Annotated in this window: 19 protein-coding genes and 1 pseudogene; 10 read left to right on the top strand and 10 right to left on the bottom strand. The window is 62.6% G+C overall.

The features are described from left to right. Nucleotides 1–63: 63 nt before the first annotated feature. Entirely contained in the window at nucleotides 64–315 is a 252-nt protein-coding gene (locus NKI25_RS02290) for an exopolysaccharide production repressor protein (RefSeq protein ID WP_023675695.1), read from the top strand. 329 nt (nucleotides 316–644) lie between these two features. Continuing rightward, nucleotides 645–1448, top strand: coding sequence for a hypothetical protein (locus tag NKI25_RS02285; protein ID WP_352571352.1), 804 nt, complete (start codon nucleotides 645–647; stop codon nucleotides 1446–1448). Here the strand turns inward: NKI25_RS02285 and yghU are convergent. Then, nucleotides 1445–2332 carry a glutathione-dependent disulfide-bond oxidoreductase gene (yghU, locus tag NKI25_RS02280; RefSeq protein ID WP_352998034.1) on the bottom strand — a complete coding sequence of 296 codons (888 nt, stop codon included), beginning with the start codon at nucleotides 2330–2332 and terminating at the stop codon, nucleotides 1445–1447. The two genes, NKI25_RS02285 and yghU, sit on opposite strands and share 4 nt — an antisense overlap. Before the next feature lie 249 nt (nucleotides 2333–2581). Between yghU and NKI25_RS02275 the strand changes: the two genes are divergently transcribed. Further along, the gene (locus NKI25_RS02275; RefSeq protein WP_023675699.1) at nucleotides 2582–3487 is read left to right on the top strand and encodes a S1C family serine protease; all 906 of its coding nucleotides are present in this window, start codon (nucleotides 2582–2584) and stop codon (nucleotides 3485–3487) included. A 15-nt stretch (nucleotides 3488–3502) separates the two neighbouring features. Here NKI25_RS02275 and NKI25_RS02270 read toward each other — a convergent pair whose 3' ends face one another. The 5 genes from NKI25_RS02270 to NKI25_RS02250 form a co-directional block, all read right to left on the bottom strand. After that, nucleotides 3503–4114 carry a hypothetical protein gene (locus NKI25_RS02270; protein WP_352571350.1) on the bottom strand — a complete coding sequence of 204 codons (612 nt, stop codon included), beginning with the start codon at nucleotides 4112–4114 and terminating at the stop codon, nucleotides 3503–3505. Between the two features lie 40 nt (nucleotides 4115–4154). Then, complete coding sequence (locus tag NKI25_RS02265) at nucleotides 4155–4337, bottom strand: hypothetical protein (RefSeq protein WP_352571349.1); 183 nt, start codon at nucleotides 4335–4337, stop codon at nucleotides 4155–4157. A 220-nt stretch (nucleotides 4338–4557) separates the two neighbouring features. After that, the gene (locus NKI25_RS02260; RefSeq protein ID WP_023675702.1) at nucleotides 4558–4740 is read right to left on the bottom strand and encodes a DUF3606 domain-containing protein; all 183 of its coding nucleotides are present in this window, start codon (nucleotides 4738–4740) and stop codon (nucleotides 4558–4560) included. Nucleotides 4741–4751: 11 nt separating this feature from the next. Next, nucleotides 4752–5060 carry a hypothetical protein gene (locus tag NKI25_RS02255; protein ID WP_352571348.1) on the bottom strand — a complete coding sequence of 103 codons (309 nt, stop codon included), beginning with the start codon at nucleotides 5058–5060 and terminating at the stop codon, nucleotides 4752–4754. Then, nucleotides 5057–5434: a hypothetical protein gene (locus tag NKI25_RS02250; RefSeq protein ID WP_352465361.1), complete on the bottom strand. Its 378-nt coding sequence runs from the start codon at nucleotides 5432–5434 to the stop codon at nucleotides 5057–5059. Before NKI25_RS02250 ends, NKI25_RS02255 begins: the two co-directional genes overlap by 4 nt. Nucleotides 5435–5724: 290 nt before the next feature. Here NKI25_RS02250 and NKI25_RS02245 point away from each other — a divergent pair, with 290 nt between their 5' ends. Then, nucleotides 5725–6684: a prohibitin family protein gene (locus NKI25_RS02245; RefSeq protein WP_352571346.1), complete on the top strand. Its 960-nt coding sequence runs from the start codon at nucleotides 5725–5727 to the stop codon at nucleotides 6682–6684. A 52-nt stretch (nucleotides 6685–6736) separates the two neighbouring features. Here NKI25_RS02245 and NKI25_RS02240 read toward each other — a convergent pair whose 3' ends face one another. Further along, nucleotides 6737–7303, bottom strand: coding sequence for an RBBP9/YdeN family alpha/beta hydrolase (locus NKI25_RS02240; RefSeq protein ID WP_352571345.1), 567 nt, complete (start codon nucleotides 7301–7303; stop codon nucleotides 6737–6739). 112 nt (nucleotides 7304–7415) lie between these two features. Between NKI25_RS02240 and NKI25_RS02235 the strand changes: the two are divergent. Further along, nucleotides 7416–7888 (top strand): annotated as a pseudogene (locus NKI25_RS02235) (Lrp/AsnC family transcriptional regulator). Between the two features lie 5 nt (nucleotides 7889–7893). On the opposite strand, the gene NKI25_RS02230 reads toward NKI25_RS02235, so the two are convergent. Then, entirely contained in the window at nucleotides 7894–8370 is a 477-nt protein-coding gene (locus NKI25_RS02230) for an Lrp/AsnC family transcriptional regulator (RefSeq protein ID WP_502897310.1), read from the bottom strand. 157 nt (nucleotides 8371–8527) lie between these two features. On the opposite strand from NKI25_RS02230, the gene NKI25_RS02225 reads away from it, so the two are divergent. The 4 genes from NKI25_RS02225 to NKI25_RS02210 all read left to right on the top strand — a co-directional run bounded on the left by NKI25_RS02225 (nucleotide 8528) and on the right by NKI25_RS02210 (nucleotide 10634). After that, complete coding sequence (locus tag NKI25_RS02225) at nucleotides 8528–9280, top strand: tryptophan 2,3-dioxygenase family protein (RefSeq protein ID WP_352571344.1); 753 nt, start codon at nucleotides 8528–8530, stop codon at nucleotides 9278–9280. Between the two features lie 270 nt (nucleotides 9281–9550). Next, on the top strand, nucleotides 9551–9982 hold the full coding sequence (locus NKI25_RS02220; RefSeq protein WP_352571343.1) for a DoxX family protein: 432 nt from the start codon (nucleotides 9551–9553) through the stop codon (nucleotides 9980–9982). Continuing rightward, entirely contained in the window at nucleotides 9969–10157 is a 189-nt protein-coding gene (locus NKI25_RS02215) for a hypothetical protein (RefSeq protein ID WP_031211496.1), read from the top strand. The genes NKI25_RS02220 and NKI25_RS02215 overlap by 14 nt, the downstream gene beginning before the upstream one ends. 123 nt (nucleotides 10158–10280) lie before the next feature. Further along, on the top strand, nucleotides 10281–10634 hold the full coding sequence (locus tag NKI25_RS02210) for a hypothetical protein (protein ID WP_023675712.1): 354 nt from the start codon (nucleotides 10281–10283) through the stop codon (nucleotides 10632–10634). A 71-nt stretch (nucleotides 10635–10705) separates the two neighbouring features. On the opposite strand, the gene NKI25_RS02205 is transcribed toward NKI25_RS02210, so the two are convergent. Both NKI25_RS02205 and NKI25_RS02200 read right to left on the bottom strand, forming a co-directional pair. Then, the gene (locus NKI25_RS02205; protein WP_023675713.1) at nucleotides 10706–11011 is read right to left on the bottom strand and encodes a hypothetical protein; all 306 of its coding nucleotides are present in this window, start codon (nucleotides 11009–11011) and stop codon (nucleotides 10706–10708) included. Nucleotides 11012–11479: 468 nt separating this feature from the next. Continuing rightward, a complete protein-coding gene (locus tag NKI25_RS02200) occupies nucleotides 11480–12298 on the bottom strand; it encodes a class I SAM-dependent methyltransferase (protein ID WP_352571342.1) in 819 nt (272 codons plus the stop codon). Between the two features lie 372 nt (nucleotides 12299–12670). On the opposite strand from NKI25_RS02200, the gene NKI25_RS02195 reads away from it, so the two are divergent. Beyond that, nucleotides 12671–13075: a hypothetical protein gene (locus tag NKI25_RS02195; RefSeq protein ID WP_352571341.1), complete on the top strand. Its 405-nt coding sequence runs from the start codon at nucleotides 12671–12673 to the stop codon at nucleotides 13073–13075.

Here is a 13075-nt window from a genome sequence, read left to right as displayed (position 1 = left end):
GGGGTAATGGGTTAGGGGAGTTCGTCCCGGCTGTAGCGAGTTCCGGGGCGGCGCAGAAAAATCATGAACTTTCCACAGTTCCTGGTGGGGCTGACCACCACATCGTCCATCGTGGCGATCTCGACTTACCTTGCGACGGGTTCAATCTGGAAGACGCTGGCCTGGACGATCTTGACCTTGATCGTCATGCAGGTTGGATATTTCCTGTTCGTCGTCCGGTTGATCTACGGATCCGGGGCGAAAAGCGCGGAGGCAAAGCCGCGGCGTCTGAGGGCTGTGCCGCCGAACCGTCGAGGTCGCGTTCAGCTTATGTAGTAATGTCCCATATAGATATCATGGTCTAGACAGGACATGTTCGGTTCTGGGAATGTGCATTGGACGTTCCGCTAGTTTAGTCAACTAATATATATCGCCCAACTCATATCGTCGTTTTTGGGCTAGCGGGAAAACCTGCCTGCTGCTTGTACGACGGTGCCTAAGGCCACATTTTACAACCGGCTGGCAAGCTGCCTTTTGTTGATGCCAGCTTAAATCCGGCTGGTGTTTTCGATGGGCCATTGAGGCTATAAAGCCGTTCAACCGGGCGGCATCGAGATGCATTTCGGCCGGTCGAGAGGGTTGTGGTGATCGACGGAACGCCAAACGTGATCTTGCTGATCGGTAGCGCCCCCGATGTGGTGCGCTCCGCCGCCTGGCCCAAGCAGGCCTTCGGCAAGATCGTCGCCATCAACAACGCCTGGCGCGTGCGCCCCGACTGGGATTTCCTCGTCCATGCCGGCGATTTCCCGGCGGAGCGGATGCCGCAAGGCGGTCCCCTGCAGCAGGCGCAGATCTTCAGCGCCTCGCATTACGTGCCGGCGCAAAACAGCTTTGGCGGCTTCGTCTATGCCGGCGGCACCATGTCGATGACGGCGGCCTACTGGACGATCCACAGTCAGAAGCCGGACGTGCTGGCATTCCTTGGCTGCGACATGATCTACGACCAGCCCGGCAACACGCATTTTTACGGCGTCGGCCGCGCCGATCCGCTGCGCAACGACGTCACCCTGCGCAACCTCGAGGCGAAGTCGGCCCGCCTGCTCATCCATGCGCTTCGGCGCGGCTGCCTGTGCGTCAACCTATCCGACCTGCCGCGCAGCCGGCTGATCTTCCCGCGGCTGACGCTCGATGAACTCGGCGCGCTTTCTTCCTCGCAGCTTTCGGAAATGAAGGCCGAGATGCTTGCCGGCCTGCGGCTCGATCAGGCGGAGGAGGCCGACAGGATCGAGAAGGAACTCGGCTATCTCTTCGAGGACGGCATGTACTGGAAGCACCTCGACAAACTCGACGAGAAATTCCTGGCCAACATCGACCGGCTGTGGATGGCGGCGGTGAAGGCGAGCTTGAGCAGTCGGCCGAAGCTCCCGATCTCCCCTACAAGGCGGGAGATCGGCGCGTCGTCCGCTTAGCTTTTGGCCGCCGCGAGCTTGTCTTGCATCTTGGTCTCGAAATCGCTGGCGTCATGGCGCTCGTGCAGTTGCATCGAAGGCTCGCCGAAGGTGCGGTTGACCATGCGGCCGCGCTTGACCGCCGGCCGCGCGTCGATGGCGTCGGCCCAGCGCTGCACGTTCTTGTACTGCTCCACCTGCAGGAACTCGCCGGAATCGTCATACATACGGCCCTTGGCCAGCCCGCCATACCAGGGCCACACCGCAATGTCGGCAATCGTATAGTCGCTGCCGCCTAAATACTCGCTTTCGGCGAGGCGTCGGTCGAGCACATCCATCTGCCGCTTGGTTTCCATGGCGAAGCGGTCGATGGCATATTCGATCTTCGTCGGCGCATAGGCGTAGAAATGGCCGAATCCGCCACCGAGATAGGGCGCCGAGCCCATCTGCCAGAACAGCCATGACAGGGTCTCGGCGCGAGCCGGCTGCTCCGTCGGCAGGAATTCGCCGAATTTTTCGGCGAGGTAGAGCAGGATCGAGCCGGATTCGAAGATGCGGACCGGCTTTTTCCCACTGCGATCCATCATGGCCGGGATCTTCGAGTTGGGGTTGACCTCGACGAAGCCGCTGCCGAACTGGTCGCCGTCGTTGATCCTAATAAGCCAGGCGTCGTATTCGGCGCCGCTGTGGCCGAGCGCCAGAAGTTCCTCCAGCATGATCGTCACCTTGACGCCGTTCGGTGTCGCCGACGAATAAAGCTGCAGCGGATGCTTGCCGACCGGCAGTTTCTTGTCATGCGTCGGGCCGGCGATCGGCCGGTTGATGCTGGCGAAAGCGCCGCCATTTGCCTTGTTCCAGGTCCAGACTTTTGGCGGCGTGTATTGGTCCGTTGCGTAGTCGTTCATTTGGGAGGCCTTTGGAAGGGTTGGGTTGGGAGGATATCAGATATCAACGTGGGTAATGGCGGAGGAACTTTGCATAGGGCAGCTTGGGATAGCCGTAGGTACAGATAGGGCTGCCGGCGCTGTTGCAAAACCCCGGCGCGAACGGCGCGGCGCCGGTCCACGCCAAAGCCGGCGCCACCTCTTGCGCCTGATCACCTGCGCCATACCTATAGCCCATATCAGCCTGCGAACATTGCCAGGAACCAAAGCATGAATATCGAACCCCTTTTGCGATCCATCGTGGCCGTCCGCGCCACCGTGCCAGAGGACGCCTTCACGGCAAATACACTTGGCACCCGCCGCGAGGGCAGTGGCGTGGTCATCCGCGGCGACGGGCTGGTACTTACCATCGGCTATCTCATCACTGAGGCCGAGGAGGTCTGGCTGGCCGACCAGGACGGGCGTGTGGTTCCCGCCCATGCGCTCGCCTACGACCAGGAGTCGGGCTTCGGCCTGGTGCAGGCGCTGGCGCCGCTCGGGCTGCCCGCCATTGCGCTCGGCGATGCGTCCAGGGCCAAGATCGGCGATCCCGTCGTGCTCGCCGACGGCGTCGGCCGCTCCGTGCGGGCGCGGATCGTCACCAAGCAGGAATTCGCCGGCTATTGGGAATATCTGCTCGACGAGGCGATCTTCACGGCGCCGGCTCACCCCTCATGGGGCGGCGCCGGCCTCATCGGCGCGGATGGCAGGCTGCTCGGCATCGGTTCGCTGCGCCTGCAGATGAGCCGCAACGGCGAGGTCGCCGACATCAACATGGTGGTGCCGATCGATCTTCTGCCGCCCATCCTCGACGATCTGCTGACGCGCGGGCAGGTCGCCAGGCCGCCGCGGCCGTGGCTCGGCGCCTTCTCGGCCGAGAGCGACGGCAAGGTCGTGGTGATGAGCGTCGCCGAGGGCGGTCCGGCCGCCCAGGCGGGCCTTCGCCAAGGCGATGTCATCTCGGATGTCCGCGACACGGCGGTCGATGGGCTTGCCGATTTTTATCGCAAGCTTTGGAAGAGCGGCCCGGCCGGTGCCGAGATCCCGCTCCGGGTGCTGCGCGATGGCCGCGAAACCTGGCTGCGCGTCAAGTCCGCCGATCGCAACAGCCTGCTGTGGAAGCCGCCGCTGCAGTGAGGCAACCGAAACCTCTCACTCTCCGCAAGCGCTGAAGCCAGTGCCCGGGGTCCATTCCGCAAATGGGATGACCTTGCCTTCGACCGATACGGTCGCTTGCCTGGTGCTGCCGTCCGCCAGCTTCTTGCTGCTTTTGCCCTTGCCGGTCAGCACATTGTAGTCGCAGTCGCCGGCAACATTGTCGTCCATGTAATCCCAATACTCGTAGGCAAAACCGGCGACGACGAACGTGCCGTTGCGCCAGGCGAGCGTCAGCGTCTTGTTGGTCCGCTCGCTGCCGATCTCCATCGCCGGAATATCGAGCTTGATCGAACCGTTGGGGAGCCCGGTGAGTTCGGGCTCGGTGTCGGATGTGGCGGGGCCCGGCCGGTCGTAATCCTTCCATTCCCCGTCAATCTGATCATGCACGATCCCGGCAGGTTTTAGAAAATCGCCATCGCGATCTTTGAGGAAAAAATACAGGTCCATGGGAGAGCCGGGCTCGGTCTCGACGATCATCGCCAGATCGGCGGCGCCGTCGCCGTTCCAGTCGCCGGTCGCCGCCGTGATGATCTTCTGGGTCTCGATCGGCTCCGCCAGGGCGGCGGCCGGCAGCAGCAAGACCAGACCGAATATTGTCGATCGCATGTAGATCCCCCGCGCTTGAGCAGGCCTGAGAGCACGCTTCTCAGGAGGCCCGGCTCTGCCGCGTCTCGGAACGGCTCGTCTCGTTGAGCAGCCGGCAGAGCGAAACCGCTTCACGACGGCTCAGGCCGATCAGCGCGATTTCCGAAAATTGCGCCGGCAGATCGTGAACGATGTCCCACACCATCCAACGGCCGTCCGGCTCCATGACACATTCGTAGCGCAATAATTGTTCCTGCATCCGACCCCCGGCTTTGCTCACCGGACTGGTACAGCGTCGAGGTAAATGAGTTGTTGCGCCGCGGTAGTATTCCGCGGCTATCGAAACCGGGCGTTGAATCCCGCAGCGGCGGGCCCGAGGGGCCGCCCGGCGGTGCGGATACTCTCGACAAGGCGGCAGGGCAGGGACGCTTCCGGCGTGAACGGCGGCCGCCGCCAGAATTGGATCAGGCGTTGCGGCTCGCCATATGCGCGTCGAGCTTCCTCCTCGAGGGGCCGTAACGCTTGATGATGGTCGCGGCCTCGCTTTGCGGTATGCCGTATTTGCGGGCAAACGCAGCGACCTCGTATGGCTCTTCGCCGGAGACCAGTTTGCGATCCTGCTTGGTCTTGGATTTGTCGTCGGCCATGGCGTCCTCCATCACATCTGGTCGTTATAGGGCTCCTTGGTCCGGCCGACCATCCTGGCCAGTTCGGCAAAGGTCGGCACGCCGGTTTCGCCCTGGGCGTTGTTGGCCGCCTGCAGCAGCCTGAGCGGAAAGCAGACGGCGTCGCGGTTGGATGGCGACATGTCTTCATAGAGACGCTCGTCGCTGGTCATCGCCGCCTCGGCCCGGCGCAACGCCATGTCGACCTCGTCGACCGACAGCAGGCCCTTGTGGACCAGCGCGTTGTTGACGGCCGCGATCGCCATCATCAATCCTTCGAGCTGGAGATTGGCGACGTTCATCGTCTTGCGTCCTTGCCGGGCTTCTTGGCGGTGGCCTTGCCGTCTGGCCGGATCGCTGCGCGCGGCGGGTTCTGGCCCTCCGAATGAAGGGTCCTGTCGTCGAAATCGTCAGCCGGCCTGGTCAATCCCATGCCGCCGGGAGGTGGCTTGTTGCCGGCCGCATCCTGCGAAAATTCGTCGGCCGCGTCGGGGCTCGTCTTTGCCGGATATTTCCTCGCTCCGGTCTCGTAGCGGTTCGGGTCGTCGGCCATGTCCTGTGCTCCCGTTGCAATGAGCGGATAACTTTCATGCGGCGGCAGCGGTTCCGTGGCGAAATCGACCTTGCCGGTGTGCAAGCCTTCGCAATCTGTCGGGTTTCGTGCATTCTTGTGCATGCCAACGATGCTTCGCTCCGACGCGCCAGCAAAATGCTGCTCCTACTGCGGCGGGCGCGACCACGACTACGAGGATTGCCCGAAGCGCAAAACCGATGCCGAACGGCAGAAGGAGACGCCAGGCAACGCGTCCCAGCCCGCTGCCGCGGCTGCAGGGGAAATCCGCTAGCCAGCCTGAACCACCCGCCGGTCCGGCCGGTTGGCGCGAAGGTCCTTCCATATCCAGAGGATTGCAATGCCGCCACTATTGTGGGCAAAAGCAGCACGGGCAATCAGGTTGGGGTGGGGTGATGACCGAAACGCAAGGCAATTCAAGCCGTCCGCAGGGCAAGCCGGGGATGGCATCGGGGTCGATCGGTTCCGGCCTGATCGCACTCGTCATCGTGGCGCTCGGCGTCTTTGCGCTCCTGGGGTCCTGGTACACGATCGACCAGGGCGACCGCGGCGTGCTCTTGACCAACGGGGCGCTGAGTTCGGTCGTCGATCCCGGACTGCATTTCAAGCTGCCGTGGCTGCAGCGCGTCGAGAAGATCAGCTTGCGCCAGCAGGTGCTCAAATGGGGCTGCGAGAACCAGAACGATTGCAGCGGCCTGCCGGCCATGCAGGCCTATTCGCGCGACCAGCAGCCGGCCGACATGCGCGTTACCGTCAACTTCCACGTGCCGGCCGCCGAAGTCAGCAACGTCTACACCAATTATGGATCGATCGAGGCACTGGCCGACCGTGTCATTGCCAGGAAAGCACCGCAGGAGATCAAGACGGTGTTCGGCCAGTACGACGCGGTGTCGGTTATCCAGAACCGGGCGAAGTTCAACAAGGACGTCGCCGACGCCATCGCGGCGGTAACCGACGGCCCGGTGATGATAGACAGCGTGCAGGTCGAGAACATCGACTTCTCCGACGCCTACGAGCAGGCGGTCGAAGCCAGGATGACGGCGCAGGTCGAGGTGCAGAAGCAGGAACAGAACCTGCAGCAGGAAAAGATCAAGGCCGATATCGCCGTCACCCAGGCCAAGGGCCGCGCCGACAGCGTCAAGGCCGAAGCCGAGGCCAGCGCCTACAAGACCAGGGTCGAAGGCGATGCGACCGCGGGCGCCATCAAGGCTCGCGCCGCCGCAATCGCCAACAATCCGCTGCTGGTCGAACTGACCAAGGCGGAGAGATGGAACGGCGAATTGCCGAAGTCGATGATCCCGGGCTCGACCGTACCGTTCCTCGAACTCAGCACGCCTGCCGCAGCATCGAACTGAGGCGCGGCGCAAACCAGATCAGGGCGGCGGCGCGATAGCCGTCCTGGTGCGGTTACGGCTGAAGCACGGCGCCTCGGGCGATCGCCTGCGTTTGACTTAGAAAAGCTGTCAGCAGCTCCATTCCCGCCGGCCAGTCGCCGAGCCCGCTGTCGCCATTGATGTGGCCAAGCGGTCCGGCGATATGGAGATCGCTGGCCCATCGCTCGGATTTCGCCCTGGCATAGTCCAGCGAGCCGTAGGGATCGTTGGTGCTGGCGACAATCAGCGACGGAAAGCGAAGCCGTTGTTGCGGTGCGTCGGCGAAGGCCCGGGCGGAGGAGGGGAAGGCCGGCGACGCAGGGTCCGGAACCGCGACCAGCAACGCGCCGCCGATAGAGCGGGGGGAGATCCGCTGCCAGTGTACGACGAGCAGACAGCCGAGGCTATGGGCGACGAGCACCGGCGGTGTCCTTGCCTGGCATACAGCGGTTTCCAGCGCAGCCACCCAGTCGTCGAGGTCCGGCGCGTCCCAACTCGCCGGGTTGAACCGCCGCATCGCCGGGTTTGCCTGCTGCCAACGTGTCTGCCAGTGGGCTTTGCCCGATCCGCCGATGCCCGGCACAATGATGAAGTCGGTCATGCGAAGCCCTTCTTTCCTGATGCTGCGCGTGCAATTCTAGGTCTTCTCCCAGGTGGCGGAATGAGAGATCATCGGAAAGCAGCGACGAAATCCGATGGATTAAAGGGCGGTCATGCGGAACGGCGATTATCGGCCAAGGCTCGATCCCACCGATCTGGCGATCATTGAGATCATGCAGGAGGATGGCCGCATCGGCATCTCCGAGCTTGGCCGCCGCGTCGGACTGTCCCAGCCCGCCACCTCGGAACGGGTGAAGCGGCTGGAGGAGCGCGGCGTCATCACCGGTTACAAGGCGGTGATCAATTCGGCAGCGCTCGGGCTCGGCACCATGGCGGTCATCCGCCTGCGCACCACGCATGAGCATATCCAGGCCTGCCTGAAGAAGTTCGCCCAATTGCCGGAGGTGGTCGAAGTGCTGCGGGTGACCGGCGAGGATTGTTTTCTGGTCAAGGTCGTGGTCCCGTCACCGCCCGATCTTGAAGCATCGTCGACAGCATCGGCCACTACGGCACAGTGACGACAAATGTGGTTCTGCGCGCCGAGCAACCGAAGCGGCTGGGACGCGAATTGATGACCAGGGCCTGACCGGTCTATCGCTTGGTCTGCGTATGCCCGACGGCATTGGCGAACGAGATGCCGCCCTTGATCTCGCGCATCGCCATCGAGGTGATCGTGCGCCGCACGCCGGGCAGCCGGCTGAGCTCCTCGCGCAGCATCCTGTCGAGCGCCATCATGTCGACGGTGACGATCTGCAGGAGATAGTCGGCCTCGCCAGTCGTGGCGTGGCAGCGGCGGATCAGCGGATGCTTCTGCACTGCCGCCTCGAAGGCGTCCGACAGCTCAAAATCGATCGACACCTGGATGAAGGCTTCGATGCCGAAGCCGAGTTTTGCCGGGTCGATGCGGGTCGAGTAGCCGCGGATGACGCCGGCGTCCTCAAGCGCCTTGACCCGCTTCCAGCACGGCGTCTTGCTCAAGCCGACCTCATCGGCGAGCGCGGCAAAGGAGATACGGGCCTCGCGTTCGAGCGCCGCGACGATCTTCCGGTCGACCGCATCCAGCATCATTCGTTCTTCCAATCTGCTTCAGCGACAATTTTCGTCCTTCGTTTCCCGCCAATCGAATAACAGAAAGGGACAATGTTCGGCAAGAAAGCGATTAGACTCGGGGGACCGGGATCCAACAAGCGCCTGCGGCCGAACGGCCGGGGCAAGGAGCATGGCCATGGACAAGCAGGATTATTATGCCCGCATCGAAACGCCTGAGATGCGCGACTATGGCGTCTACCTCAAATGCGACAGGTTGCTTGCCTGCCAGAAGCCGCTGGCCGAGATGGTGAATGCCGACGAGCTGCAGTTCCAGATCGTGCACCAGGTCGAGGAGCTGTGGATGAAGCTCATCGCCTATACGCTGGTCGATGTCGTTGATTTCCTGGAAAAGCAGGACACGCATCGCATCGTCACGCTGATGGCGCGCGTGCACCGGCTGATGCGGCTGATGACGGCGCAGCTCGACCTGCTCGAAACCATGTCGCCCAAGGAATACCAGCAGATCCGGCTGCAGCTCGGCAATGGCAGCGGCCAGGAATCGCCGGGTTTCAAGCAGCTGCTGCGTCTGCCGCCGGATCTGTGGCGGGCCTTCAAGGCGTCATACCTCGACGACCGCGGCCTTTCGGTCGAGGATGTCTACGATACCGGCTACGATCACGGCGACAGCTATGTCGTTGCCGAAGCGCTGATCGAGTTCGACGAGCTGTTCCAGAAATTCCGTGCCAACCACCTCTATCTCATCCACCGCACGATCGGCCTCGGCGCGAAATCGCTGAAGGGCCGGCCGGTCGAATTGCTGGAAGCCGGCGCCCGCCACCGCTTCTTCCCGGAACTCTGGGACATACGCTGGGCGATGACCGACCGCTGGGGCAGCCAGTATGGAACGGTACGGGAGCCGATCAGCCGGGCGGGGGCCAAGGTGGGGTAGTACAACCTTCCTTCTCCCCTTGTGGGAGAAGGTGGATCGGCGCGCAGCGCCGAGACGGATGAGGGGTGTTGGACGGAGTGCCGCCGGCGCCAAGCTGGAGCACCCCTCATCCGTCGCCTTCGGCGACACCTTCTCCCACAAGGGGAGAAGGGAAGGCGCCACTTTGGTGTCGCCCGCTTGTATCCTGCAGGTTTTTCGGGGGATGATGTCGGGCTTGCGGCTGGTGGTGCGTCCTTGGGGCACAACCATCGTAACTCTTGGGAGGACATCATGACCTTGGAAACCGCTCAATCAACCGTTCAGTCGCCGTGGCAGACCGCGGCAATCCTCATCGGCCGGCTGATCTTCGCAGCCGTGTTCCTGATGGCCGTGATCTTCAAATTCATCGATATCGGCGCCACCGCCGGCTATATCGCGGCGGCTGGATTTCCGTTCCCGCTGTTCCTGGCCTGGTGCGCAGCCCTGCTCGAGGTCGTCCTCGTTCTATGCTTCCTGACCGGCGCCTTCTTCTCATGGGCAGCACTCGTCGCCGGCGCCTATGTGCTGTTCCTTGGCTTCGCCTTCCACGGGCCGTCGCACTGGGCCGGCAACCAGGCCGAGTTCGGCTTCTTCGTCGATCACTTCACCTTCCTGGCCGGGCTGCTGTTCGCCGCCGTGCACGGGCCGGGCAGGGTCCTGGCGCTGAGGCTTGGCAGGGCGTGATGCCCAATCTCGCATCCGGCGTTCTCGTAAAGGCGCTCAGAAGGGTGGCTGCGACGATCCCGGCCGGGTCTATGACCGCGACCAGGGCCAGATCGGCAGCACGATCCGCACCAGCATCGTCGTGACGATCGAGAACGGCTGGATACCGTCATTCAGGCCATCGCAGTTCGATTGAAATAAAAGCGAGAGCTAAAGTACGAGCGTTCGAGGTTTATGCTTTTCGTAGATGCGCCTGCATTCCCTCTGTACTTCCAACATTCGGCGGGCTAAGCAAGACGCGGGTCTTGAGGGGGAATTCATGAACATCGCCACGCGTTTTGCTGCCGCCATGATCGGCACGTCTCTGCTTGCCGGCTGCACTACCTTGACCGAAGGCGAATTCAACACGATGCATACCACGCTTGAAGGCAGCCCTGTCACCAAGCGCGTGGCGATCAACGAATGCATTGCACGCGAGAGGTCCACGCCGCTCAACGAAAGAACGACTTACGCGGCAATCATGAATGTCAGTGTCGCAAAATACGATAGCGCCTTTTGTAACCGGCTCTTTAATGCCGTTGCTAATGGCAGGCTGACTTACGCGGACTACCGCAGGCTTTCTTCGCCGGGGGCCGACAGCAGCAAGTTGATCAAGATCCTGCAGGGCCGCTAGCAGGCGCCGCCAGCAGTCTTGCCGCCCTGGCGCGGCAAGCCGTTGTCGCGGCGTCAGTTATGATCGCCGCGTCACATCTGGTCGTTGTAAGGTTCCTTGATCTGACCGACCATGCGTGCCAGTTTCGAGAAGGACGGCATGTCCGTCTCCGGCTGACATTGATTGGCCAACTCCAGCAGTCGGATCGGGAAGTTGACGGCGTCGCGGCTGGACGCCGACATGCCTTCGGACCTTTCCTCGTTGGTCTCGCTGGCTTCGGCCTTGCGCAAGGCGATGTCTATCTCCTCGACAGAGAGCACGCCCTTGCGGACCAGAACCTGATTGATTGATGCGATGGCCATAAGCAGGCCTTCGAGTTGCAGATTGGCGACGTTCATGATTTTTGCTCCCATGGCTAAGGGTCAAACGCGCGAATGCCTGTTCTGATCCGCGGCTGCGGCTGCTCGTCGGCCGGTGAGATGCCTCGGCAAATGGAGGAAGCGCCAATTGCCGACGCTGCGTTCGCGCCCACAAAGTGGCTGGCGGGCAACGCGAGGCGCCGAAGAGAAATTCGGTTTTTTGTCGCCGCGCCACATTTTGTTCTTGCTTTGTGCCGGCAGCTATGCTACTAATTTGGGTATGGTGCTAATTGGCTCCAACGACCCGCCCGCCGAGGCGGGTTTTTGTTTTCAGGCTTCTTTTCGATCGAACGTTGCTTGTGTTGCCGGCTGTGAAGTCGGCGGGACAGCGCCCGGGACAGTACCCCCCTCTGGCCTGCCGGCCATCTCCCCCTCAAGTGGGGAGTCTAATCTGGGTATGGTGCCAATTGGCTCCAACGACCCGCCCGCCGAGGCGGGTTTTTGTTTTCAGGCCGATTTGGAGACGATCACGGCGAGCGAGGCGAGTTTTCCGTCACTCAGGCTTCGGATGTAGTTGCGGCGGCGCTGCAGGAATTCCGCGCCCATGACGACTTCATTTGCCTGCTGCTGCGCCGGCGAGGGCACGATGCCGGAATTGGCTCTCTTCAGCGCCAGCTCAACATGTTCGCCGGTTTCGTCGACGATTTCGTCGATCCGAAATCCGGCATCGTCAAACAGGGCTTTCAATTTTTCCCGATCGGCGAGGTGGCTGGTCGCCGGCGAAACCGCCCACGGCATGGGATAGTATGGCTCGCCGCCGGCGAGCACGGCCTCGGTCCAGATCAGCCTGCCCCGCGGTTTCAGCACGCGCCAGGCCTCGTCGATGACCGCGGCCTTATTCTCGATGTTCATGCCGACGTAGAAGCAGATCGCCGCATCGAAGGTGCTGTCGCCAAAAGGCACTTTCGTCGCGTCGGCCTGATGGAAGCGAACCTTGTCAGACAATCCGCTGAGTGCGGTCAGCCGGCTCGACGCGGCGACAAAGGCTGGTGTCAGGTCGATGCCGTCGACCTGGCAGCCATAGGTCGAGGCCAGAAACCTTGCCGGCCCGCCAATGCCGCTGCCGATATCCAGGATCCGATCTGTCGGCGAAGGAGCAAGACGGGCCGCATGCTCCCGCGTCGCGATCAGTTCGCGGCCATGGAGCTGATCGAATGGATAGAGTTGCGCGGCCGCGAGTTTCCCGGCCGGGTCGGCGTCAGGGATCGCGGCCAATATGCGATCGACGATGCCGTCGCTGCCGTAGTGACCGGTGACATTGCCCATGACGCGTTCCCCTCAAGCGCAACCACCATCCCATCAACGCAAGTCTCACGCAATGCCCGCCTTTTTCGCCCCTCCTTCCAGCCGTTCACCGACGAGGGTGCGAGGTCGTCAGTGCATTTTCTGCCGCCGCGCCACATTTTGTTCTTGCTTTGTGCCGGCAGCTATGCTACTAACTTGGGTATGGTGCCAATTGGCTCCAACGACCCGCCCGCCGAGGCGGGTTTTTCATTTCGGGCTCCTGTTCGACCGAATGTTGCGTGTGCTGCCGAGGTATGTCGGCGCGAATGAACGCGACCGACTATCCCGGTCAGCAACCACCTATCGTCCATAGATTTCCCAGCGCGCCCCTGCGCCCATTTCAGAGAACACCCCATGTCCAACCGTTACGCCACCATCATCACCGACGATGACGGCCGCGAGGTCGTCAGCGCTATTGGCGAGTTCGCCGGCGCCGCACCCTATGCACGCCATGGCCGCTTCGAGCAGGTCGCCGCCGGCGTGCGGATCGGCATGGTGCGCGGCGGTAGCGTCGATGCGGTCGGCGGCTTTGGCTTCCCGTCGGGAGCACTCGACGGCAAGGCGGTGGCAATTCTCAGGGCAAGGCTGAATGCCTTGCCTGACGCCGCTGCGATGAAGCCCGGCACGACGACTGATGCGAAACCGGCAAGCCAGCCGCGGAAGCCGAAGTCGGAACGCGCCGGCAAGAAGGCCAAGCCGCGCAAGCGCATCGTGCGGCCAGGCAACAAGAAGCCGATATCCGCCGGGACGGCGGAGTAG

The organism is Mesorhizobium sp. M0808, from assembly GCF_040320025.1.
Classification (GTDB): Bacteria; Pseudomonadota; Alphaproteobacteria; order Rhizobiales; family Rhizobiaceae; genus Mesorhizobium.
The sequence above is the reverse complement of the archived record's forward strand: the minus strand, read 5'-3'. Positions and strand labels throughout refer to the sequence as shown.